This window comes from Acinetobacter sp. YH1901141 (assembly GCF_013416935.1).
Classification (GTDB): Bacteria; Pseudomonadota; Gammaproteobacteria; order Pseudomonadales; family Moraxellaceae; genus Acinetobacter; species Acinetobacter towneri.
In genome coordinates, this window is the sequence record NZ_VPEY01000010.1 from 59,940 (window position 1) to 85,007 (window position 25,068).

Genomic DNA, 25,068 nt, shown 5'->3' on the forward strand with positions numbered 1-25,068 from the left:
TAGACAAAAAGAATAGAACAAATAAAGGCAAGCGATGGTTTGAATGACTAAAATGAAGCTAAAAGAATATTGGAAGTGTTTATGATTAGTTAAAAGGATCGCGCACTTCAGGTTCAGGTGCATCTGGCTGAGCAGGTGCTGTACCACTTTGTGATTTTTGTACATCAACGACATTACCCTCCTGATCACGGCGGGTAATTGTAGTGCTGGTGGTACTATTTTGCGGTGCAACTGCCTGCGTAGTCGGTGCAGTCGTTGTGGTTGCAGGTGGACGTGCCAAAGCACTTTCATCTATTTTAGGCACAACTGCAGGACGTAAATTTACTGCATATAATTTGGTGCTCAATCCAATTTCATCCGCCCCTAAGTCATTGACATAAGGACGATAGTCAGCAAATTGCACCACAACAGGCTGAATCGTTTCAGGAAATTTGAATGGCAGTGCGGTCAAGGTCTGTGCAGCGTCACGTTTATTGCCAAAACTGCCATATAACATCACATATTGTTCTGCCTGCCCCTCACCGCTTAAACGAATATAAAACAGCTTGCTACGATCTGTTTGCTTTTTAATAAAACTTTTAATGATATTTTCATCATTAACTCGAAACAGTTCAATCGTGCTGTTATTTTTTTGTTCCTGAATAAATTTAGTACCGCGAAACTCAGCCTCATGCAAACCAGAAGCCGTTAAACGCGTGGTGAGTTCCAAAGGGCGGACTTCTTCTTGCAAGCCACCCAAATAGGTGGTTGCAGCAACCTTTTCGGGTTGAATTTGTAATTCAATTTCAGACTCTGGTTGTTTTTCAATTTCAACCAGTTCTTCACGGTCAGTCACCGCCCAAAAAATCAGTGCCGCCAATAAACACAGCACCGCGCCCAGCAACCAAATTGACTGTTGAATTTTTTGCCAGTGTGTACGCAGTGCTGTCATATGCTGCCTTTTATGCTTGATTGGCTAAAATCGCCTGTTTCATCAATTCTAAGTCAAACTCTTTGGTGATGATGGCTTGACCCAATTGCTTCATGAGCACCAAACGTAATTGACCATTCAGCACTTTTTTATCGTGTGCCATATAAGCCAAAAACTGATCCAGTGGAATTTGCGGACATACTATCGGTAAATTGGCGCGAGAAATGATATTTTTTGTACGCTCTACATCTTCGGCAGAAATCCAGCCCATACGCTGTGATAAATCGGCTGCCATTACCATCCCTGTCGCAACAGCTTCACCGTGTAACCATTCACCATAACCCAAATAAGATTCAATTGCGTGCCCAAAAGTATGCCCAAGATTCAATAAAGCGCGTTCACCTTGCTCTTTTTCATCATTGGCAACAATACGCGCTTTATGTGCACATGAACGATATACCGCTTCTGCCAGTACAGCAGGATCACGCGCCACTAATGCTTCCATGTGCGTTTCAAGCCATTCTAGAAACTCGACATCACCCAAAAGCGCATATTTAATGACTTCGGCTAGGCCTGCAGACAACTCACGCTCAGGTAAAGTATTCAGTTGCGACATATCGGCCAGCACCACTTGGGGCTGCTGAAATGCACCAATCATGTTTTTACCAAGTGGATGATTAATCCCTGTTTTGCCACCGACACTGGAATCAACTTGTGACAGTAAAGTAGTTGGTACTTGAACGAAGTACACCCCACGCTGAAAGCTTGCCGAAGCAAAACCTGCCATATCTCCAATCACGCCACCGCCTAAAGCCAACACGGTGCAATCACGGTTAAAGCCTGCTTCCAACAGCGCATCAAAAATAAGGGTCAAATGCTGGATATCTTTGTATTTTTCCCCATCAGGCAAAATACATGTTGCCACTTTCTTTCCAAGTGCTTCAACGGCAGTCACATAATGACTCAAATACAAGGGTGCAACTGTGGTGTTGGTGACAATCATCACTTGCTGCCCCTTAATATAAGGAGCCAATAAGTCTTTGGGTTGAAGGTCACTGCCTATGAAAATGGGATAACGGCGATCGCCGAGTTCAACATGTAAAGTTTGCATGAAAAGAGTCGCTTTCTACCTAAGATATTTGCTCTGAAACAATCGTATTTAAGATTTTTTGCGCCAAATCTCGCGCAGCACCCTGATTGGTTTCAATAATATAATGTGCTACCTCACGATACAACGGATCACGTATTGCAAGCAAATCACGTAGTCGTTGTTCGGGATTTTCGACTTGAAGTAAAGGGCGGTTTTTGTCGCGATAGGTTCGCTGAAGTTGAATTTCGACAGGGGTATATAGATAAACAACAATACCACGTTGTTTTAAGAAGTCTCGATTCGGGGCTTGAGTCACCGCACCACCACCTGTAGCAAGTACAAGTTTATGCCGTGTGGTTAACTCATCAATGACCGCTGTTTCACGACTACGAAACCCTTGTTCGCCTTCTTTTTCAAAGATCCAAGGAATCGTAGCGCCAGTTTTGCGTTCAATTTCATGATCACTGTCTAGAAATTCACGCCCTAACAATTCCGCCAAATGGCGTCCTACAGTGGTCTTGCCTGCCCCCATCGGCCCTACCAAATAGATATTTGGTAGGGTGTCAAACTCTTTGCTTAGCAAGGAGTCACCTATAAATTTTGTTTAAATTGAAAATATATTAATGATTTCTTGAAACACTGTCATTAACAATTCGTGGTGTAACAAAAATCAGCAACTCACGTTTGTTGTCCGACTTGATATCTTTACGGAATAAACGTCCGATATAAGGAATATCGCCCAAGAATGGAACCTTGGTTTGTGCATTGGCAGTTTGTTGCTCAAAAATCCCCCCCAAGACCACAGTTTCACCATTATCTACCAAGACATTAGTGTTCACGAAGTTTTTATTAATCGCAATATTACCATCTGGAGTAACTTGACCAGGTGAATCACTATTTACATCCAAATTCATCTGAACTCTACCATCAGGAGTAATACTCGGGGTTACTTCTAAGCTCAATAATGCATCTTTAAATTCAGTCGTTGCCTGACCATTATCACCAGTCGATCGATATGGAATTTGTTGCCCTGATGCAACTTTAGCCTTTTGTTTATCTGCAGTCAGAACTTTTGGTGTTGAAATCACTTCACCATAGCCATCTGCTTGCAGAGCAGACAATTCCAAATCTAGCATAAAGTCAGACAAACTAATCAAACCAAATGCAATACGACTCGCACCTTCAGCAGTTACACCTAAATCGACATTCAAGTTTTGTGGACGCTCAATTTCATACTTCCAAGTTCCTACACCTGCTTCTTGCTTATATTCTGGTGTACGCAAATCCCAAAGAGTTGTATCACTTCCACCCACCAACAAGTGATTATTATTGGTAATCCCTTGTGACAAGATGCCCCACTTCACCCCCATTTCCTTGGTGAAATCTGTGGTTGCACGAACAATGCGCGCTTCAATCATCACTTGCTTCACAGACACATCCAGCAAATCAATCATTTGACGAATCTGATCAATTTTTGCTGAAGTATCGTTAATGATTAAGGTATTGGTCCGTGGGTCTACCGATACTGTTCCTCTTGGGCTAAGCAAACTACCAACACTATCACCAAGCGGATCTACTGTATTATTTGCATTATTGTTACTATTAGATGTATTACTACTATTTTTCGAGTTACGCCCTTCAGTAATCAACTTTTCAATATCTGCCGCTTTGGCATAGTTCAATTGAATATATTCAGTTTGTAGTGGCGCCAGTTTGACACTTTGTGCAATCGCTTTGGCTTCTTCTTCTTCGGCTTTAATCAATTCAGAAACAGGCGCAATCCAGATCACGTTGCCATTACGACGCTTATCTAAGTTTTTGGTTTTCAGGATAATGTCTAACGCCTGATCCCAAGGTACATCTTTTAAGCGTAAGGTAATGTTGCCTTGCACGGTGTCTGCTGCCACCATGTTAATGCCTGTAAAATCAGCCAATAACTGCAATACACGACGCACTTCGATGTCTTGGAAATCCAGTGAAATCTTTTTGCCTGTATAGCTTTGCGCTGCACGCGGTTTAAACGGGTTTTTATCGACAGGGCGTTTTAAGCTGATGGTTAGCTTGTCTTCTGCCTGATATGCCATATATTCATAGCTGCCCGCAGCCTGAATGGTAATCACGCCATTGCTGCCATCATTATGTGCATCAATGGTCGACACAGGTGTTGCAAAATCATTTACATTTAAACGGCGTGCCAAATGTGTTGGTACTTTATTGCCTAAAGTACGCACCACAATTTTGCTGCCTTGCTGCTGCACATCTACAGGCGTATTGCTACCGAGTAGATCAATCACCACCTGACCTTCGCCTTCACCGCCACGCTGGAAACCAATATTGGATACGCCTTGTGCGCTACGTTGAGCAGTCACGGCAGCCATAGGCGTTGCCGTAGTTGAGTTAATTTTTAAAATAAAGGTGTTGCCTTCAACACGCGTGGTAAATGCACCCGCATCGGCCAAGTTCACAGTTAAACGTGAACGCTGTGCATCTGAGCTTACCTCTACAGAGCTGGCTTCTTTGGTCGCGACTGCAACGCTGTTTTGCTTCAGCGTTTGTTGCGCTTTGTCAAAATCTAAAATCAGGCGGGAAGGTTGTTCCAGCTGATATGCAGCAGGTTGAGGTGGCAAACCATTAAACATGACACGAATTTCGGTGCCCTGTCCCGGAATTTGCATGGGTACGATGTTGGTAATGCTGACTTGGGCATTGGCAACTTGCATCACTGCCATTGCGACTGCGCCTATTGAAAACTGACGGAACAAATTGTTCATTGTATTACCATCCCCAAAAATAAAATCTTTCACACTGTTATTCATTTTTATTCCTTTAATTTATGGCGCAGGCCCAATTAAAACTAAACTTCTTGGACGTTCTACATAACCTTCACGACCATCTGGAATAATTTCGATTAAATCAATTTGTGTAGGTGTAATATTCACCACACGACCATGATTTACCCCCATATAGCTACCACGCTGGATACGCTCAATTTCACCATCAGGTGTTTGAATCAATGCCAAAATTTGACCATTTTGACGCATACTGCCTTTCATAGTCAGTGACTCAAGTGCGTAATTTTCCAGTGGTTGTAACTGGCGAGCAAGGTTCGGATAAACGCGCTTCCCTGCCATAATTTTAAGCTCTGCCGCCAATGAACTTGGCATAAATGGGCTTTTGAGCTGGTGTGCTGCATAGTTAAAGGTTGGTGCAGGCTCAAACACAGGTGCAGGTTCAATGGGTAGTGGTGGCTGATTACGAATTTCAGCCATTTGTGCATTTACCGCATCAATACGCGAATCACAACCAACCATTAATACAGTTGCCAACAGGGCTAACGAAAGCTTTTCAATTTTCATTTTTTACCCCTTTTCGCAGTATTATTTACTCTTTTATTACTCTTCTCGCTATTCGCAGCAGTATCGGTTGCACCGCTTTCCATTGTAGTTTGCGCATCTGCACTGCCCACATAACGATAAGTTTTTGCTTGTGCTTTATAGGTCACTTGCGGAATATCGGTTTTCTTGTCTTTATTTTCAGTCGCCACAATTTCAAAGTCGTGCATGGTCACAATACGTGGCAATGCTGCTGTACCGCTTACGAATGAACCAAAGGCATGATAATCGCCTGTCGCTTCAATTGAAATTGGCTGTTCAATAAAGAACTCTTGTTTAATTTCGTTCTCTAAACGAATGTTTTTAAACTTCAAACCTGAATTCACGCCTGTCACGTTAATATCTTCAACTAAACCTGGAATTTCAGTTTCTTTTGGCAATTGTTCAAGTTGTTGGTTAAAGTTCGCTTCCATTTCTTGTAATTGCGCTTGGTATTGCTGCAAATTACGTAATTTAGAATCTTTTTCGCGAAACTCATTTAACAAGTTTTGTTCTTGTGTATGTGCTGCTGCAATGGCATCTAACTTTGGCTTGATTACGACAAAGTAACCTAAAGCTAGAATCAGGAAAATAATAAAAATCCAGCAGGTAATTTTGACCGAAAGTGGCCAAGAACCATAATTGTTAGGATCTAGGGTATTGAACTGTTGAAAAAACTTTTCAACTGTCATTTTCTTTTTCGGAGCAACAGCAGCATCCTGATTTACTTCATCAAATTCATCGAGACTCATTGTGCTGCCCCCGCTGCTGATGTTGAATTAGATTCTGTTGGTGTTACTGGAATTGCAATTTCTTCTAAATCTGAAGTTACTACAAAAGTACCGTAACTTTCCTCTACACGAGGAACCACAGAGCTTGGTGCTTTATCTTTATTTTCTTCTTTGGCTAAGAATGAATTCATAAATGCATTGCGATACCACGGCGATGCTTCCAAATTACGCAAGAATTCAGCCACAGTATTTGGACTTTCAGCCTTGCCTTCAAAAGTGAATTTATTGCCTGTACGGCTCACTTTGGTTAAGTACATATTGCTTGGTGTCACACGCACCAATTCATCCACCAAACGCACGGCAATTGGACGCTGACTTTGTAAGCCCTGAATAAGCTTCATGCGCTCAACAATAGCATTACGCTGTTCTTGCAAGCCTTCTAAAGATTTTAATTGTACATCTAGGTTTTGGTTGGTACTGATCACCAATTGATTGGCTTGTTCTTGATCTTGTAACTTCGCGTTGTAGAAGAACCACGCCAAAGCCACCAATAACACCCCAACAGCAGCCGCTGCAATACAAAATACAATAAATTCTTTTTTACGTTTTTCTCTTAGCTCATCGCGCCAAGGGAGTAAGTTAATCTTTGCCATTAATCAAAACTCCTCATTGCTAAACCACATGCCACCATCAATGACGGCGCATCACTTTCAATTCTTTTAATGTCGATTTGTGGAGAGAAGCCCATTTGCAAGAATGGATTGGCAATGGTCACACGGTAGCCCAGTTTTTGCTGCAATAATTTCGCAAGACCTGGAATATTGGCATTCCCCCCTGCCAATAAAATGTGATCAATTTCGTTAAATTGTGAAGATGAGAAAAAGAACTGCAATGAACGTGCGGCTTGTTGTACCACCGCTTCTAAGAACGGTTCGAGCACCTCTACATCGTAGTCATCTGGCAAGGTACGGCTCTTTTTGGCACGACCCGCTTCTTCATACGATAAACCATAACGGTTTTGAATTTCTTGAGTCAGCTGTTTACCGCCGAAGGTTTGCTCACGCGTGTAAATAATTTTGTTATTTTGCAGAACCGACAATGTGGTCATGGTGTGACCAATGTCTAAAATACCAATGGTGTTCACACCCATTGGCAGGGTATCGGAGAACACTTTAAAGGCATTTTCGATGGCAAAACTTTCGACATCGGCAATTTTGGCTGTCAAGCCGCCCAACTCCAATGCTTCTACTCGTGCTTCTACGTTTTCTAAACGGGTGGCCACCAGTAACACATTGACTCGGTTTGGATTGGCTAAACGGTCTGGTTGGACTTCAAAGTCTAGGATGACTTCATCTAATGGGAATGGAATATATTGCTCGGCGTCCATACGAATTTGAACTTCACGCTCATCGCTAGTCATATCTGCATCCATTTCAATGATTTTGGTAATCACCATTGATGTTGGAATTGCTAAGGCTGCAGATGTAGATTGCGTGTTTGCTAAGTTCAATGCACGTTCAAGCGCATCCCCGACTGCTTCTGGATTGAGAATGTTTTTTTCAACCACACTGCCTTCTGGAAGTGGGACCAGCGCATAGCTCTCGACCCAGTATCTACCATTCTTAACAGAGAGTTCTAATAACTTAACAGAAGTAGAACTAATATCTACACCTATTAACCCCTTACTTGGCTTACGATATAACCTACGCACAATAGTACCATTCCTATTATTTTTTTATCCCCAAAAAAATTTAACCTACTAATCTGCGCTGGTCTATAATTTTTTACGGATACAATAATTCATCTAACAATCCGTAAATCTACTCGCTATACTGACCAGCAATTAGTTTGCTATTAGCGCTTATTAAAACGCACTTGTTATGAAAAAGCTATCTTGTTCGGGTCGTGTTCATCCATTTTTTTTGATCATAATTATAATTTTGGTCGCAATACCGATGGGTTTCTATGGCATGTATCTCTATATTGCCCCATCTTTGCCAGAAATGACCACCTTAAAAAAAGCGCCATTATTAAAACCATTGCAGGTTTATAGTGCCGATAATGAGCTAATTGCCGAGTATGGCGGCAAGCTTTCTGTGCCTGTCGATTATGAACATATTCCTGAAAAATTCATTTTTGCATTCTTAGCTGCAGAAGATTCTGCCTTTTTTGAACACAGTGGGATTAGCTTCAAAGGCTTAGGGCGCGCGTTGAGCGAGGCGGTAACAGGCTCCAATGTGCAAACTGGCGGCTCAACCATTACCATGCAAGTGGCAAAAAACTATTATCTCAGCCCTGATCGTACTTTAAAGCGTAAACTCACCGAAATCTTTTTAGCGCGTAAAATTGAACAGAACCTGAGCAAAGAAGAAATTTTGACTTTATACGTCAATAAAATCTTTTTGGGTAAAAATGCCTATGGCATCGCGGCAGCTGCCAAAATTTATTACAACAAAAGCTTAGAAGAGCTGACAATTGCACAAATGGCGATGATTGCAGGCTTACCTAAAGCACCTTCACGCTACAATCCAGTGGTGAATCCTGAGCGTGCTTTGGAGCGTCGCAACTGGATTTTGGGACGTATGCTGCAACTGGGCTATATCAACCAAAATGAATACCAAAAAGCCATTGCTGAACCGATTAATTTAGATATGCCAGACCGCAGCATCAGCAATAAACATCCGTATATTGGTGAAATGGTGCGTGCTGAACTGGTCAGTAAATTTGGCGAACAAGCGGTTGATTCGGGCTATAAAGTTTACACCACGGTAGACAGCAAACGTCAGATGTATGCAGAACAGGCGGTACAAGAAGGCTTAGAAGCCTATGACCGTCGCCACGGCTGGCGTGGTGCAGAGGCACACGACAAACCACTGAATGAGTTTCGTGCTTATGCCAACACCTACCCTGCGCAAGTCAGCAAAGTGCTGAATAATTCTTTTGAAGCGTTAATGCAAGATGGCACAACGGTTACTGTACCGTGGTCAGGCATGTCTTGGGCGCGTCCCTATCGCAACGCCAATAGTGTAGGCAATGCGCCAAGTCGTGCGGCACAGATTGTAAAAGTCAAAGATATTGTCCGTTTACGTCCAAATGAAAATAAAACCGCTTGGTCATTGGTACAAGTCCCAAAAGTACAAGGTCAATTGGTGGCAATTAACCCGAATAATGGCGCCATTGAAGCGTTGGTTGGTGGCTATAACTTCTATCAATCTAAGTTCAACCGTACTTTACAAGGTTGGCGTCAACCGGGTTCTACCATTAAACCTTTTGTGTATGCACTGGCTTTAGAGCGTGGTATGACGCCACACACCATGGTCAATGACAGTCCAATCACCATTGGCAAATGGACGCCACGTAACTCCGATGGTCGTCATTTAGGTATGATTCCATTGCGTCGTGCGCTGTATTTATCTCGTAACACGGTTTCGGTGCGTTTATTGCAAAATGTGGGAATTGAGCGTACCCGCCAACTGTTCATGGATTTTGGATTACAGGAAGATCAGATTCCACGTAACTACACTATTGCATTGGGTACGCCACAAGTTCTTCCTATTCAAATGGCCACGGGCTATGCCACTTTTGCCAATGGGGGTTACCGTATCCAACCGCACTTCATTAACCGTATTGAAGATGCTTATGGCAAAGTGATTTATCAAGCTAATCCTGAATATGCGTGTATTGCTTGTATTAATGCCAAAGAACAAACGCTTGAAAGTGCCGAAGCCACTACACCAGATGATGAAGTGATTGAAGTGACCAATAAAAAACTGGCACAAGCTGAACAATATCCGAACTTATTGGCAGAGCGTAGTCAGTACAAACAGGCACAACGTATTTTAAAATCTAGCTCGGCGTATGATATGTCCAATATTTTACGTGACGTAATTCAACATGGTACTGGACGTGCTGCGCTCAGAATTGGTCGTGGTGATATTGGCGGTAAAACAGGAACCACCAACGATGCAAAAGACGCTTGGTTCGCAGGTTTCAACGGCAAACTGGTGACTGTGGCTTGGGTGGGCTTTGACCAACCAACAACTTTAGGACGTCGTGAATATGGGGGGGTTGCAGCGCTGCCAATTTGGACAGACTTTATGGGCAATGCACTTAAAGGCACACCTGAAGCATGGGTCAGTTTAGACAGCAAAGCCAAAGCGCCACAACGTGAACTCAATCAAATGAATGCAGAACAGAAGCAGGATTATCGTGCTTCACCGCCATTGGCACGTCCACTGTATCGACCTGCACCTGTTGCGCCAGCACGTGCGCCTGAGCGAGATTTTGACGATTTACCAGGCGATGAGGTATTAATTCCTGAAAACGCTGCACCGCCTGCCATGCACGCGCCAAACAACAGCCCTGCCAAACCAAATGCAGCACCTAAACCTGCTCCCGATGCTTTAGAAAACTTAATTGATGAAGTCTTATAACCGCAGATAAGCAGTCAGAAAAAAGCCCTCATTTACAAAAATAAGGGCTTTTTTATGGGTACAACTTAAACTTTACTGACAGTCAGTTTTTCAAAAGTATGAGTTTGACAGAAGCACTCAAACTTACTTTTTCTGAAACAGATAAATTTGATGCTGTGCTGTCACATCAAATTGGGTTTGTTGTTCCAATGCCTGACGGCGCTCTGCTTTGGCTTTATAGGCATAAGGTGTCATAGCAATTAAATGAATTAAATCGCTTTGATTGAGCTGTAATGGTGTTTCCACCACGCTGGCATCAATCAAATCAAAAGTAGTTTGTAATTGGGTGATAAATTTTTCGGGTTCATGTGGCTTTACCTCTTCGAACAACGCTTGACGCATCGCCAATAAATGCTCAGGCGCAGGCGTCACCACCAACAAATAACCTAGTGGTTTTAAAACCCGTAAAATTTCCTGTTGTGGAATTGGGCTAAACAGACTGGCACATAAATCAATACAATGCTCCAAAACAGGCAAGGTTGCTCCTGTCCCCACCACCCAAGTCACTGCGGAATTCAATTTTGCCGCTACTTGTACGGCATTCTTGGCAATATCCACCCCGACACACTGCAACACTTCGCCTTGCATGGCTGCGGTGTAATAGCCTTCACCACAGCCAATATCCAACAAATTTTCGATGCGTAAGGCACGAATTTTTTGCACCACCGCCTGTTGCAAGGGCGCATAATGCCCTGCACTTAAAAATGCACGACGTGCCTGCACTGAAGCAGGTGTATCCCCTGGATTTTTACTGTGCTTATGCTGCACCACATGTAAATTGACGTAGCCTTGTTTCGCAACATCATAGCTGTGATTGCTGGCACAACGCCACGTTCGATCATGCAGTTGCAATACCTGACGACACACAGGACACATCAGCAAATTCATCATTTTCTCCAGAGTGAACCACATAAAAAAGTCGGCGAGTGCCGACTTTTAAAATTTTCGGTTGGATAGGCTTAACGTAATTTTAAAGTCATTAAACCTAAAACCACCAGCATAATTGTGATAATCCAGAAACGAATCACCACTTGAGTTTCACGCCAGCCTTTCTTTTCATAGTGGTGATGCAACGGCGCCATTAAGAATACCCGTTTATTGCGCATACGTAGTGAACCAATTTGCAGAAATACCGAAATTGCTTCAACTACAAACACCCCACCCATAATCGCAAACACGATTTCCTGACGTACCATCACGGCAATCGTACCCAGCATTGCCCCCAAAGACAATGCGCCGACATCGCCCATAAAGACTTGTGCAGGATGCGCGTTATACCACAGGAAGGCTAAGCCTGCTCCAATCATCGCGGCACAGATTACCACCAACTCAGACGCATATTTCACATAAGGGATATGCAAATAATCAGCAAAACGAACATCCCCCGCCAAGTAGGCAAAGACGCCCAAACCTGCCGCAACCAACACGATTGGCATAATTGCCAAGCCATCTAAACCATCAGTTAGGTTCACCGCATTTGAGGCACCGTTAATTACCAAATAGGTAAAGATAATGAAGCCAATACCGAGTGGAATCGACGACAATGGAATGCTGAAATCTTTAAAGAATGGAATCAACACATCCAGCATATCTGCGGTTTGTGCAGGATTTGGCTGTTGGGTTGCAATCACATACAACGCAATACCCGCACCCAATGATGCTACCGAAGTCCAGAAGAATTTTTTACGCGCAGGCAAACCCGCATTGTCTTTGTAGCGAATTTTAATCCAATCATCTGCCCAGCCTACAGCGCCAAAAATGACCATGACCGCCAGTACAATCCAGACGTAAGGGTTAGATAAATCTGCCCATAATAGGGTCGAAATACCAATGGAAAGCAGGATTAATACCCCGCCCATGGTTGGCGTACCCATTTTTTTGGCATGCCCTTCAGGTGCATAAGAGCTGACTGCCTGACCGTATTTTAATGCTTGCAGTTTACGAATCATCACAGGGCCTAGCACCAAACCGATGCCAAGCGCAGTCAATACACTCAGTAATGAACGTAATGTTAAATAACGAACCACCTGAAACGAGCTATTATAGCCCGCCAGCTGCTCAAATAACCATAACAGCATTTAAATTTTCTCCATCAATGCAGCCATCAACGTTTCCATATGGGTATAACGAGAACCTTTAAATAGGAAACTCATGGACTGAGGTTGATGTGTTTTTACCAGATCAATTAAAAACGGCAAGGCTTGTTCTTGAGTGACAAAAGCCTGTAATTTTTTTCCATATTGGGTACTGCGCGCACCTTCTTGGGTCGCAGGTGCAAATTCACCGACTGCCACCACAAAGTTGATGCCACGAATAGACACCAAATCACGCCCCAACATATAGTGCTGTTGTGCTGCGCTATTGCCCAGCTCACCAATATCACCAATTACCATAACTCGCACACCTGTTTGCTGTGCAAGGACTTCACCTGCAGCACGCATAGAGGTTGGATTGGCATTATAGGTGTCATCAATGAATAAATGTGTGCCTTGCTGAATAAAGTTCAAACGGCCTTTTGCCCCCTGTGCCTGTTCCAAGCCTGCGACAATATCATCTAAACTCACACCAATTGCCAGTGCAAAAGCAGCAGCAGCCATAGCATTTTGTACATTGTGTTCACCCGCGAATGGCAAGTGAATCTGACGCACACCTTGGGCAGTATTTAAACAAAAACTTGCCGATTGTGGCTGCAACTGAATGTCTGTCGCAAACACATCACCGCCTGCACCAAAACTTAGACGATGTTCCGACTGAACCGCTTGCTGAATCTGTTCGGCAAAATCATCGGCAGCAGGGACAATGGCCGTGCCTTGTGGGGCAATATGTGCATAAATTTCAGACTTAGCCCGACAAATGCCCTCACGTCCACCAAACTCACCCAAATGCGCAGTACCAATATTGATAATGCCTGCCACCTGCGGCTGCACCAAGTTTGAGGTGTAATCGATTTCACCTTGATGACTGGCGCCTAATTCCATCACTGCATATTGATGGCTTGCATTCAACTCCAACAACATCATCGGCACACCCAAGTCATTATTCAGGTTGCCACGGGTAATTAAAGTCGGTGCCAAACGTGACAAAATACTACCGAGCATTTCTTTAGTGGTGGTTTTACCGCTACTGCCTGTTAACGCAATCACTTTTAATTGAGGATGTTGCTGACGACGAAATGCGCCCAAGTGTCCTAAAGCTAAACGGGTATCAGGCACGACCAATTGGCAAATATCTGCGTCTACAGGCTGGCTGACAATTGCCATAGAACAGCCCTGAGTCGCTACTTGTGCCACAAAATCATGCGCATCAAAACGCTCACCTTTTAAAGCCAAAAAGGCATCGCCTGCTTCAGCATGGCGTGAATCGGTTAAAATACGTTTAATCTCGCCTTGCGGTGCTTGCCCATTGAACCAATAACCCTGTGTTGCCTGTTTGAGTTGTTCGGCAGTCCAAGGTTCTAAAATTGCGGTACTGGTGGTGGAAGTGTGCATACAAATTCCTTATTGGGCAGGATAAGCAGAAGGTGAACAATGCTGTGCATCTATCGCAGATTGCACTTCAACCACATCGTCAAACCAGTGTCTTACCCCATCTATTTCTTGATAGTTTTCATGACCTTTGCCTGCAATCAAGACAATATCGCCTGACTGTGCATGTTTGACTGCATATTTAATCGCTTCACGACGATCATGAATTTCATGGCTCTGTGCCACCGACAAATCGACACCTGTCTGCATATCGGCAAAAATTTGCAAAGGATCTTCTGTACGCGGGTTATCAGAAGTCAAAAGCACAACATTGGCATAGTCCAATGCCGCTTGGGTCATCAGTGGGCGTTTACCACGATCCCGATCTCCACCGCAGCCAAACACCGCCCAAAGCTGTGCGCTAACATGGCGTTTTAAGGTTTGCAACACTTGAATTAGGGCATCTGGCGTGTGTGCATAATCCACCACAAATAAACGCTCTGCATCACGCAACACTTGCATACGCCCCGGTGCGCCTTTGAGTTGTGCAGTCGTGTGTATTAAATCCTGTAATGCAAAACCTGCTTGCTCTGCTGCGATTAAACTCGCGACCAAGTTTTCAACATTAAAATGTCCGAGCAACGGACTTTGCACCACATATTCTGCCGTAGCAGTTTGTAGATGGAAACGTACACCATTCAGACTGTATTCAATCTGCTGTACTTGATAGTCTGCCGCTTGCTGCGTGGAATAAGTCAAAATTTTCGGTTGCGCAGGGTTCTGTTGCGCCGCTTGCAACATGATCCCAGCATATTCATCATCTAAATTGACAATTGCAACTTTTAAACTGGCAAACTGAAACAGCATGGCTTTGGCTGCAGCATACGCCTCTAAAGTACCGTGATAATCCAAATGATCACGGCTCAGGTTGCTATATACCGCAATTTCAATATCGCAGCCATTTAAGCGCCCTTGCTCCAAACCATGTGAACTGGCTTCAATTGCGGCAAATTTTGCCCCCTGTTGTGCATAGCTGTATAAAGCATTTTGCAGTTGTAAGGCATCTAAAGTGGTATGTGTTGAAGCTTCCAAATTAGGCAAAATTCCGTTGCCTGTGGTGCCCATTACCGCACAGCGTTGGGCTTGTAACATTAACAACTCAGCAATTAAGCGGGAAATCGTGGTTTTACCATTGGTGCCCGTGACTGCAAGCATACGCGCTAAAGGTACAGGCTGTCGTGCTTGTAAATATTGTTTTTGCCACTGTCCCATGCGCTGACGCACATCTGGCACCACCAAATTATTGGCAACTGCCAGTTCAGTTTCCGAAATCACCGCCAAAGCACCTTGATCTAAAGCTGCTTGTGCAAATTGTGCGGTTTTTTCAGGCTGCGACAAACTGGTCAGGGCAATAAAAATTTGCCCTGCTGTCACATGGCGGCTGTCAAGTTGAAAGCCCTGAAAGTCTTGTATCATCCAATCTGCAACGCGGGAACTGCGATAAATATTTTGAAAGCTGATAGACATGCGTCACCTGTTATTGGATGTTGGGAGTTTCTAAAGGTTTATCTAAAGGTACGTTCATTAAACGTAAAGATTCTTGCATCACACGAGCAAATACAGGCGCTGCCACCAAACCACCATAATACTGTCCTGTTGGATTTTCCACCACGACCACCATGGCTAAACGCGGATCACTGACTGGCGCAACCCCAGCAAACAAGGCACGATATTCAGTCTGTGAATAGCCTTTGCGGTCTGCACGAAGTTTATGCGCTGTTCCCGTTTTACCTGCAACCCGATAGCCTGGAATATTGGCTTGACGTGCCGTACCACCGGGTAACGTTACGGCTTCCATCATCAGTAGAACTTGATCGGCAATTTTAGCATCAACAATTTGTTCGCCTTTAGGCTGTTCTTCTAATTTGTATAAACTCAGCGGCATTTTTACGCCTTTATTGGCAAGCATGGCATAGGCATCTGCCAATTGCAGCACAGTGGCGTTCAAACCATAACCATAAGACATGGTCGCCACTTCCGACACATTCCACTTGCTTGGCGGCAAAATTAAACCTGCACTTTCACCCGGAAATTTCACTGCAGAACGCGCACCAAACCCTAAACGCTTATAAAAAGTCGGCAAGGTCGCATACGGTAAAGATAAGGCAATTTTCGCCACACCCACGTTTGACGATTTTTGGATGATTCCCGCCAAAGTCAGTGAGCCATAATTGTGAGTATCACGAATGGTATGATTACCCACCCGCATTGAACCACCACTTAAATTGACCACGGTATTCGGTGAATATTTGCCACTTTCTAGTGCCATTGCCACCGTCATAGGCTTCATGGTCGAACCCGGTTCAAAAGAATCCACCGCACCACGGTTACGCATGGCATCTTTATTGGACAAACTTTTTTTGTCATTCGGGTTATACGACGGCCAACTGGTCATCGCCAAAATTTCACCCGTTTTCACATCTACCGCAATTGCTGTGGCTGAACGGGCATTATTTGCCACCCCTGCTGCAGTCAATTCACGATACATAATGTATTGCAAACGTGAGTCGATACTCAGGGTAATATTTTCGCCTGGTTCAACCTCTCTCACCACTTCTGGGTCTTTGACACGGTTACCCTTTTTATCGCGCACGATTTGCTGTTCGCCATCCACGCCTGCCAAGCGGGTATTTAGCTGCATTTCCAAGCCTTCAATGCCTGTGCCTTCACTATTGGTCAAACCAATAATTTGTGCATTCGGCTGTGGCTGCGGGTAATAACGCTTATAGTTTTTCTCGGTATATACCCCTTGGAAATTACGTTTTAGAATCAGCTCTGCCTGTTGCGGCGGCACTTCTTTTTGTAAAACCAAATAACGTGAACGCGGACGCTCGTTCATTTTATTTTTCAGTTCTTGGCGATCCATCCCAACTGCATCGGCAAGTTCATCTAAATTCAAGTTTTTATCTGGCAATTGACGCTGCAATTTACGACCGGTCGGATTTTTTTCCAACTCGGCTGTAATTTCTTCAAACAGTTTTTTATTGTCAAAATAATCACGTGGATCAATCACCACTTTCATTACAGGAGTACTAATTGCCAAAGGCACACCGTGGCGATCATAAATCACCCCGCGCATAGCTTTGAGCTTTTCTGTTCTTAAAATATTGGCATTGGCTTTGTTTTGTAAAAAGTCATGGTTCACAATTTGCACATAAAAAGCACGTCCCACCAGTGCCACGAACACCAGCAGTACCACAGCCCACATTAAGTAAAAACGCCACATTTCTACATGAATGGCATTTTTTCCAGTTACCGATTGCTGTTTCTTTCGGGTTTGCTTTTTACGCGTATCGACCATGTGCAACTCGCCTTATTGTTGTTCTGAGGTTGTCGGCAAAGAAATCACCACTGTTTGCGGTGCAGGCGGTGAATACATACGCAGTTGCGTCACCGCACGGGTGCCAATTTGTGCAGTTGCACCAAAGGTCTGCTGTTCAATTAACAAACGTCCCCATTCGGCATTTAAGTCATCTCGCTCGCGCATATAAGAACTCAGCTCACGATAATCATGGCGATATTCAAACACTTGAAACACCACCATAATCGCGCTGATAAACACCAGCGCCAATAAAATAAAATAGGCGACCATTTTTTTCAGTCGCACTTGAGATTGATTTTTTTCAACGCTTTCAGTTTTCATTATTGGCCTTTTCAAGCTAATCGTTCTGCAACACGTAGCCATGCGCTGCGTGAGCGTGGATTGGCTTTGACTTCTTCATCACTGGCACGCACACGTGATATTTTTTTCAATCGACGTGTATCTTGTTGCTGTTGTGGCAAGCCCCAACCCGAATCTTCAGGCAGGCTCGATTCTTTTTGAATAAACTGTTTAATTAAACGATCTTCCAAAGAATGGAAGCTAATTACCGCCAAACGACCTTCGGGTTTTAACACCTCAACGGCTTGCGGCAAGAAGTTTTCAATATCTTCTAATTCTTTATTAATCGCAATACGAATTGCCTGAAAAGTACGTGTTGCAGCGTGTTTGTTTTTTTCCCACTTCGGATGGGCAACTTTTACAATTTCAGCCAATTGTGCGGTAGTTTCAATATAACCCGCCTGTTTAATGGCTTTGGCAATACGGCGGCTATAACGCTCTTCACCATATTGAAAAATCACATTGGCTAAGGCTTCTTCTTCAATATCCACCAGCCATTCTGCCGCAGTCGGGCCTTGTGAGTTGTCCATACGCATATCAAGCGGGCCATCTTTCATAAAGCTAAAACCGCGTTCTGCCTGATCTAGCTGTGGTGACGACACGCCTAAATCGGCCATCACACCATCGACCTGAGTGACGCCCAAATCATTCAACGCTTGCTGCATATCGGCAAAACTGGCATGAATAATCTGAAAGCGCGAATCTTGCTGCGCCAATTCTGCTGCCACGGCCAAAGCTTGTGGATCTTTATCAAAGGCATAGACTCGTGCCTGCGCATCCAATTTGGATAACAACAAACGCGTGTGTCCACCTCGTCCAAAGGTGGCATCGACATAAATTCCTGTATTGCGATCTGCCAACACGGCATCAACAGTTTCATGAAGTAATACAGAAATATGCGACATAAGGTTCAATCAATACAGCTAAAATGTAACTGCACATTATTACCTTGTTTTGGCAAAGCTCCAAACGTCTTTTTGTAGATAAATATTACTTTCCATAGGGAAAACCGTTTTTGACTTTTTTAAAGCACAAAAAAATCTCCGTAGAGATTTTTTTGTGTGCCAATCCAATAAAAGATTAGCCGAAAATGGATATCTGTTTAACGCTTAGTATTATAAATTTGGTCGAAAATCGCACCATTCACAAAATGTGTTTTTTGTGCATTTTCCCAGCCACCGAACACTTCATCAATCGTGAAGGTTTTTAATTTCGGGAATTGTGCTGCATATTTTGCAAGGACTTTTTCATTACGTGGACGGTAGAAATGCTTAGCCGCCATTTCCTGACCTAAAGGTGAATATAAATAGTTGATATAGCCTGTCGCTAACCATTTATTGCCATTTTTTTCTACTGTGCGGTCTACGATTGCCACCGAAGGTTCAGTCAAAATAGAAATAGATGGATAAACAATATCAAACTTGTCTTTGCCTAAGGTTTTTAAAGTTACAAGGGCTTCATTTTCCCAAGTCAACAACACATCACCAATGCCACGTTCAGCAAATGTAGTCATCGACGCACGTGCTGCCGAATCCATCACTTTTACATTGTGGTACATCTTGCCCACAAATTCTTGCGCTTTGGCCTTAGAGCCGCCTGGCTGCTTTTCTGCATAACCCCAAGCCGATAAATACACCCAACGTGGCAAACCACCTGTTTTCGGGTTAGGGGTAATAATTTGTACGCCTGGTTTGGTTAAGTCATTCCAGTCTTTAATGTTTTTCGGATTGCCTTTACGCACCATAAAGACGATGGTCGAGGTATAAGGCGCAGAGTTATGAGGAAATTCTTTTTGCCAACCTGCTTGGATTTGACCTGACTTTACAATTTCTTCAATGTCATTCGCCAATGCCAAAGTTACGACATCGCCCTTTAAACCATCGACCACAGAACGCGCTTGCTTGCCTGAACCACCATGTGATTGTTTAAAGTTGACGTCTAAACCTGTACGTTTTTTCCAGTACTGACCAAACGACTTGTTAAATTCATCATAAAATTCGCGGGTCGCATCATACGATACATTTAAAAACTGACGATCTGCAGCCTGAGCAGTCGTTGCAGCAAAACCTGTTGCCAATAGCGCAGCAGCCAATAAAGCTTTCAATTGAGTTTTCATTACAGCACACATCACCTTTAATCTGTCGCTCAATATATGCAATGCTCAGGCGCTGCGCAATTTGTAAAAAACATGCAAAAAATGATTAAATTCAAATAATTTAGCTTTAATTAATTGTTTTTAATCAATTTAATTCAAGATGCGGCGTTTATTCCAAATTTATACCTTTTTATGGATTAGATATATAAAAAGTGAATAAAACTTTGATCCGTTTTTAGACTCAACGGTAAAATAAGCGACATCACAGCAATCAAACCCGCTTCAAAACTATTTTATTGTGACTTTTGTAACAATCTTCACGATATCTCCACAGTTGTTTGTTACAACATGTTCTAAATCAAAGATCATCTGAAAAATCGGTATATAGTGAGTAAATGATGATAAAGATCTTATTAAGAGTGTGACGCAAATCTACTTTTGTTATGATTTTTGTGATTAAATATTAAAGTGATTAAAACAATTTATAAATTGTGAGTTCACTCATAAAGGAAAGGGGGAATCAAAATGAAATCTAAACTCATGTTCGCAGTATTACTCAGCTTAAGTACAGTCGGTCACAGTGCAGTGATCAAATCTGCTGAAAGTAAAACCCATTTAACTGCGGAAAAGGGGTCTTTAATTGAAAAAGCCCTTACCCAACAAAAACAGGCAGACAAGCAAAAGTTTGAATCAAATAATGATTTAAAAGTGCTGACTTCCATTCATGTCGCTCCAACTCAAAATTTCTTTGCCTTGCAAAATCAGCGTTTTAGCCGTTTTGTACAAGCCTTATTCCCGCAAGATAACTCATAACTCCGCATTAAATTCACTGCCTTTGATCCCCTTTTCAAATGCAGTTGAAACGCCCAAGTACAGAATGTTGAATTTAACATTAAGTACTTGGGCTTTTTCGTTATAATGGTTGCAATTTACATTTTGAATTAATTTTTGCTTATGACTGTTCGTACTCGTATCGCGCCTTCTCCTACTGGTTTCCCGCACGTGGGAACAGCGTATATCGCCTTGTTTAACTTATGTTTTGCCAAACAACACGGTGGTGAATTTATTCTTCGTATTGAAGATACTGACCAACTGCGCTCAACCCCTGAATCTGAAAAAATGATTTTGGATTCATTGCGTTGGTTAGGCTTAAATTGGGCAGAAGGTCCAGATATCGGCGGCCCACATGCACCGTATCGCCAATCTGAACGTATGGATATTTATAAGCAATACGCCTTGCAATTGGTTGAACAAGGGCATGCTTTCTATTGCTTCGCTACTAGCGAAGAACTAGATCAAATGCGTGCAGAACAACAAGCACGTGGTGAAAGCCCGCGCTACGATGGTCGTGGTTTAAACTTGTCTGCAGATGAAGTGCAGCGTCGTTTAGCGGCAGGCGAAGCGCATGTTATTCGTATGAAAGTGCCAACCGAAGGCGTATGTAAATTTAATGACATGCTGCGCGGTGAAGTGGAAATTCCATGGGCGCAAGTCGATATGCAAATTTTGCTGAAAACAGATGGCTTGCCAACTTACCATTTGGCCAACGTGGTCGATGACCATTTGATGCAAATCACTCACGTGATTCGTGGTGAAGAATGGATTCCATCGGCACCGAAACACCAATTGCTTTATCAATATTTTGGTTGGGATATGCCTGTGTTATGCCACATGCCATTGTTGCGTAACCCAGACAAATCAAAATTATCTAAACGTAAAAACCCAACTTCAATCAACTACTACAAAGACATTGGCGTATTACCTGAAGCTTTGCTGAACTATTTAGGTCGCATGGGTTGGTCAATGCCAGATGAAAGTGAAAAATTCACCTTAGCCGAAATGATTGAATACTTTGATATTCAACGTGTTTCACTAGGCGGCCCTATCTTTGATGTGGAAAAACTCAATTGGCTGAATGGTCAATGGATTAAAGCGCTTTCACCTGCTGAGCTGTTAGATACCTTATTGGCTTGGAAAGCAGATCGTGCCAAATTGGAAGAGATTGCTGCCGCGATTCAACCGCGTATTAATTTACTCTCAGAAGCGGTCAATTGGTCTGCACATTACTTCAACCATTTCCCAAGCTTAAGCAAGGAACAGTTTGAAAGTAAAAAACTGTCTGAAGAACAAGTGCGTCAAAGCCTACAATTTGCAATTTGGCGTTTAGAAAGTCTATTTACTTGGAACAACGACACGGTGAGCCAAACCCTAATGGATTTAGCCAACCAAATGGAAATCAAATTGCGTGATTTCATGCCTGCGTTCTTTATTGCAATTGCAGGTTCAACCGCATCTACACCTGTGATGCAAACCATGGTCACCATTGGTCCAGACCTGACCTTTGCGCGTTTGCGTCATGCCTTAGAAGTGGTTGGCGGACCAAGCAAAAAAGAAGTTAAAGTCTGGGAAAAACTGAATGAAAGCATCAAATTGCCGAAAAATGATGCAATTGATCCAGCTTAATTCATTTTTTTGTTGACGTGTGAGCGCAATAGCCCTAATATTGCGCTCACACAGACTGGGGTCATAGCTCAGTTGGTAGAGCGCTACAATGGCATTGTAGAGGTCAGCGGTTCGATCCCGCTTGACTCCACCAAGTTTAAATAAGGCTTTACCTGTGTTGCCTCATCAAGTCCCTATCGTCTAGAGGCCTAGGACATCGCCCTTTCACGGCGGTAACCGGGGTTCGAATCCCCGTAGGGACGCCATATTCAAGATGAATATAAAGCACTTATCTTCATCTTATAAAGAAGCTCAAGCAATGACTTGGGCTTTTTTATTGCCCTGTTTTCTGACAGACTGTTTTTGATTTGCCGTACATTTGGTTAGAATAACGATCAGATTAGAATTTTGGAGTTGTAATGCAATACCGATGCCCTAAATGTCAAAGCCCAAAAATCATGCCTGTTGCGCAGGCAGGTCAAACAACACCGCGTCCTGTGGTGCCAAAAAGCTTGGTGATGCTTATTCCAGCGGTATTTGTCTTATTACTTCTTGTCTTGATCAGTATCGCCATGTGGATTTTTGGTGATGGTGCAGGCACAACCTTACAAAGCATTACTGTGGCGGTATTTGTGCTGTGTGTAATTGCAGGTTTCTTATTTTATCGTGATTTGCCTGATTTCAAAATTTCTATGCAAGCCTTTATGCAGTCACAAAAAAAATGGAAGTGCCGTGAATGTGCACATGAGTGGGAAGTTTAAACCTCACTGGTCTACATCTAGATTAAGAAAAATGTTGCTAGGTTGATCACAAGACCACATCATCGAGCAAATATAAAAAAACCAGCCTTCTCGGCTGGTTTTTTTAATGAGAACTCAAGTTTTTAGACTTAAGCGCCAATTTTACGGTATTTGCTACGTTTGGTTGCCAGATCATCACCATATTTCTTACGGCGATATTCTTCAAACTCAGTATAATTACCTGTAAAGAATTCTGGTTGCTCATCTTCGAATGACAAGATGTGCGTTGCAATACGGTCTAGGAACCAACGGTCGTGCGATACCACCATCACTGTACCTGGGAAGACTAAAATTGCATCTTCCAGTGCACGTAAAGTTTCAATATCCAAGTCGTTTGATGGCTCATCCAGCAAGATCACGTTTGCGCCCTGCTGTAGAATTTTTGCCAGTTGTAAACGGTTACGCTCACCACCCGACAATTCACCAACGCGTTTTTGCTGATCCTGACCTTTAAAGTTAAAGCGACCAATATAAGCACGCGATGCAATTTCATAATCGCCCACTTTCAAAATGTCTAAACCGCCAGAAACTTCTTCCCAAACAGTTTTGTCATCATCTAGAGTGTCACGAATCTGACCGACATAAGCCACTTTTACCGAGTCACCTAAAGTCACGCTGCCCGTATCAGGTTGCTGCTCGCCAGTCATCATACGGAATAAAGTCGTTTTACCCGCACCGTTTGGACCGACAATCCCCACAATCGCTGCAGGCGGCACAGTAAAGGAAAGGTTTTCGTAAAGTAAGCGATCACCAAATGACTTGCTGATGTTTTCCACTTCCACCACTTTGTTCCCTAAACGTGGGCCAGGTGGAATATAAATTTCAGAAGTTTCGTTACGCTGTTGGAATTCACGCGAGTTAAGCTCTTCAAAACGCTCCATACGCGCTTTGTTTTTCTTTTGCTGGCCTTTCGCATTAGAACGTACCCATTCCAATTCTTTTTTCAAGGCTTTAGCAAAAGATTCTTCTTGCTTCTGTTCTTGCTCTAAACGGTTATTTTTCTGCTCTAACCATGAAGAGTAGTTACCTTGATATGGAATACCATGTCCACGGTCAAGTTCTAAAATCCATTCTGCAACGTTATCCAAGAAGTAACGGTCGTGGGTAATTGCCACAATCGTACCCGGGAAGTCTTTTAAGAAACGCTCTAACCAAGATACAGATTCTGCATCCAAGTGGTTCGTCGGCTCGTCTAGAAGCAGCATGTCTGGTTTAGACAATAACAAACGGCATAAAGCCACACGACGACGCTCACCACCCGATAATTTGTTAACATCAGCATCCCAAGCTGGCAAATTTAATGCTGCCGCTGCTTGTTCAAGCTGATTGTTCAGGTTGTGTGCATCCCAAGTTTGGATAATCGCTTCTAACTTCTCTTGCTCTTTTGCAAGTTTGTCGAAATCTGCATCTGGATCTGCATATTCTGCAAAAACTTGGTCTAAACGCTCTAAAGCATCTAAAGCTTCACGCACACCATCTTCCACGTTGCCGCGTACATCTTTGCTCGGGTCTAGTGGTGGTTCTTGCTCAAGATAACCAATTTTGATGCCTGGCTGTGCACGAGCTTCACCAGAGAAATCTTTATCTACGCCCGCCATAATACGGAGCAAAGTCGATTTACCTGCACCGTTTAAACCAAGCACACCAATTTTCGCACCTGGGAAAAATGATAAGGAGATGTCTTTCAAGATTTCGCGCTTAGGCGGAACCATTTTCGACACTCGGTTCATCGTATAAATATATTGGGCCACGTAGGACTCCTCAATAGAAAACCAAATCTGGGGCTCAGATGAGCAGCCCCTGCTCTAATGAGCGAAAAAATAATCGGGTATTATACCTGAATACGGAGAAAAAATAAGACACCACAAACATCTTGCATGCTTTGTTACAACTCTAGCGATCAGCGGATAAGCACAGGACTTTTTGCCTGCTATATCAAATTAACAGCTAAATATTGCAGCATTTTTACACT

At 43.2% G+C, this 25,068-nt stretch carries 21 protein-coding genes and 2 tRNA genes; 6 read left to right on the forward strand and 17 right to left on the reverse strand.

Annotated features, from left to right (window positions below; all coding sequences use genetic code 11):
• Positions 1-85: 85 nt before the first annotated feature.
• The 8 genes from FTV52_RS07520 to FTV52_RS07555 are packed head-to-tail and all read right to left on the reverse strand — an operon-like array spanning position 86 to position 7,813.
• Positions 86-931, reverse strand: coding sequence for a hypothetical protein (locus FTV52_RS07520; protein WP_179989028.1), 846 nt, complete (start codon positions 929-931; stop codon positions 86-88).
• Positions 932-941: 10 nt separating this feature from the next.
• Complete coding sequence (gene aroB / locus FTV52_RS07525; RefSeq protein WP_179990447.1) at positions 942-2,021, reverse strand: 3-dehydroquinate synthase; 1,080 nt, start codon at positions 2,019-2,021, stop codon at positions 942-944.
• 19 nt (positions 2,022-2,040) lie between these two features.
• On the reverse strand, positions 2,041-2,583 hold the full coding sequence (aroK, locus tag FTV52_RS07530) for a shikimate kinase AroK (RefSeq protein ID WP_178319363.1): 543 nt from the start codon (positions 2,581-2,583) through the stop codon (positions 2,041-2,043).
• A gap of 37 nt (positions 2,584-2,620) precedes the next feature.
• Positions 2,621-4,771 carry a type IV pilus secretin PilQ gene (locus tag FTV52_RS07535; RefSeq protein WP_171501118.1) on the reverse strand — a complete coding sequence of 717 codons (2,151 nt, stop codon included), beginning with the start codon at positions 4,769-4,771 and terminating at the stop codon, positions 2,621-2,623.
• A gap of 60 nt (positions 4,772-4,831) precedes the next feature.
• Positions 4,832-5,356 carry a pilus assembly protein PilP gene (locus FTV52_RS07540; RefSeq protein ID WP_104852650.1) on the reverse strand — a complete coding sequence of 175 codons (525 nt, stop codon included), beginning with the start codon at positions 5,354-5,356 and terminating at the stop codon, positions 4,832-4,834.
• Positions 5,353-6,123 carry a type 4a pilus biogenesis protein PilO gene (locus FTV52_RS07545; protein WP_179990449.1) on the reverse strand — a complete coding sequence of 257 codons (771 nt, stop codon included), beginning with the start codon at positions 6,121-6,123 and terminating at the stop codon, positions 5,353-5,355. Before FTV52_RS07545 ends, FTV52_RS07540 begins: the two co-directional genes overlap by 4 nt.
• Positions 6,120-6,755: a PilN domain-containing protein gene (locus tag FTV52_RS07550; protein WP_004974461.1), complete on the reverse strand. Its 636-nt coding sequence runs from the start codon at positions 6,753-6,755 to the stop codon at positions 6,120-6,122. The genes FTV52_RS07545 and FTV52_RS07550 overlap by 4 nt, the downstream gene beginning before the upstream one ends.
• A complete protein-coding gene (locus tag FTV52_RS07555) occupies positions 6,755-7,813 on the reverse strand; it encodes a pilus assembly protein PilM (RefSeq protein WP_179990451.1) in 1,059 nt (352 codons plus the stop codon). Before FTV52_RS07555 ends, FTV52_RS07550 begins: the two co-directional genes overlap by 1 nt.
• A 169-nt stretch (positions 7,814-7,982) precedes the next feature.
• Between FTV52_RS07555 and ponA the strand changes: the two genes are divergently transcribed.
• Positions 7,983-10,535, forward strand: a complete 2,553-nt coding sequence (gene ponA / locus FTV52_RS07560; RefSeq protein WP_179990453.1) for a penicillin-binding protein PBP1a — start codon at positions 7,983-7,985, stop codon at positions 10,533-10,535.
• A gap of 123 nt (positions 10,536-10,658) precedes the next feature.
• On the opposite strand, the gene FTV52_RS07565 is transcribed toward ponA, so the two are convergent.
• From FTV52_RS07565 to FTV52_RS07600, 8 genes are all read right to left on the reverse strand, one after another.
• Complete coding sequence (locus tag FTV52_RS07565) at positions 10,659-11,462, reverse strand: putative RNA methyltransferase (RefSeq protein ID WP_179990455.1); 804 nt, start codon at positions 11,460-11,462, stop codon at positions 10,659-10,661.
• A gap of 71 nt (positions 11,463-11,533) precedes the next feature.
• Positions 11,534-12,652 (reverse strand): phospho-N-acetylmuramoyl-pentapeptide-transferase, encoded by a 1,119-nt coding sequence (mraY, locus tag FTV52_RS07570; RefSeq protein WP_004974448.1) that lies wholly within the window; start codon positions 12,650-12,652, stop codon positions 11,534-11,536.
• Positions 12,653-14,062, reverse strand: coding sequence for a UDP-N-acetylmuramoyl-tripeptide--D-alanyl-D-alanine ligase (gene murF / locus FTV52_RS07575; protein ID WP_179990457.1), 1,410 nt, complete (start codon positions 14,060-14,062; stop codon positions 12,653-12,655).
• Positions 14,063-14,071: 9 nt separating this feature from the next.
• Positions 14,072-15,565 carry a UDP-N-acetylmuramoyl-L-alanyl-D-glutamate--2,6-diaminopimelate ligase gene (locus tag FTV52_RS07580; RefSeq protein ID WP_004974444.1) on the reverse strand — a complete coding sequence of 498 codons (1,494 nt, stop codon included), beginning with the start codon at positions 15,563-15,565 and terminating at the stop codon, positions 14,072-14,074.
• 10 nt (positions 15,566-15,575) lie between these two features.
• Positions 15,576-17,399: a penicillin-binding protein PBP3 gene (gene ftsI / locus FTV52_RS07585; protein ID WP_179990459.1), complete on the reverse strand. Its 1,824-nt coding sequence runs from the start codon at positions 17,397-17,399 to the stop codon at positions 15,576-15,578.
• Positions 17,400-17,411: 12 nt separating this feature from the next.
• Entirely contained in the window at positions 17,412-17,741 is a 330-nt protein-coding gene (gene ftsL, locus FTV52_RS07590; protein ID WP_373683414.1) for a cell division protein FtsL, read from the reverse strand.
• Between the two features lie 11 nt (positions 17,742-17,752).
• Positions 17,753-18,664: a 16S rRNA (cytosine(1402)-N(4))-methyltransferase RsmH gene (gene rsmH / locus FTV52_RS07595; protein WP_004974437.1), complete on the reverse strand. Its 912-nt coding sequence runs from the start codon at positions 18,662-18,664 to the stop codon at positions 17,753-17,755.
• A 197-nt stretch (positions 18,665-18,861) separates the two neighbouring features.
• A complete protein-coding gene (locus FTV52_RS07600; protein WP_096901291.1) occupies positions 18,862-19,875 on the reverse strand; it encodes a sulfate ABC transporter substrate-binding protein in 1,014 nt (337 codons plus the stop codon).
• Between the two features lie 504 nt (positions 19,876-20,379).
• Here FTV52_RS07600 and FTV52_RS07605 point away from each other — a divergent pair.
• From FTV52_RS07605 to FTV52_RS07625, 5 genes are all read left to right on the forward strand, one after another.
• Positions 20,380-20,667 carry a hypothetical protein gene (locus FTV52_RS07605; RefSeq protein WP_154320244.1) on the forward strand — a complete coding sequence of 96 codons (288 nt, stop codon included), beginning with the start codon at positions 20,380-20,382 and terminating at the stop codon, positions 20,665-20,667.
• A 141-nt stretch (positions 20,668-20,808) separates the two neighbouring features.
• Positions 20,809-22,317, forward strand: a complete 1,509-nt coding sequence (gene gltX, locus FTV52_RS07610) for a glutamate--tRNA ligase (RefSeq protein WP_179990461.1) — start codon at positions 20,809-20,811, stop codon at positions 22,315-22,317.
• 57 nt (positions 22,318-22,374) lie between these two features.
• Positions 22,375-22,450 (forward strand) — tRNA-Ala (locus FTV52_RS07615).
• A 36-nt stretch (positions 22,451-22,486) separates the two neighbouring features.
• Positions 22,487-22,562, forward strand: a tRNA-Glu gene (locus FTV52_RS07620).
• Positions 22,563-22,715: 153 nt separating this feature from the next.
• Positions 22,716-23,057 carry a hypothetical protein gene (locus FTV52_RS07625; RefSeq protein ID WP_004974430.1) on the forward strand — a complete coding sequence of 114 codons (342 nt, stop codon included), beginning with the start codon at positions 22,716-22,718 and terminating at the stop codon, positions 23,055-23,057.
• Positions 23,058-23,185: 128 nt separating this feature from the next.
• Here the strand turns inward: FTV52_RS07625 and ettA are convergent, their stop codons facing one another.
• Positions 23,186-24,847: an energy-dependent translational throttle protein EttA gene (gene ettA / locus FTV52_RS07630; RefSeq protein ID WP_004974427.1), complete on the reverse strand. Its 1,662-nt coding sequence runs from the start codon at positions 24,845-24,847 to the stop codon at positions 23,186-23,188.
• Positions 24,848-25,068: the final 221 nt, after the last annotated feature.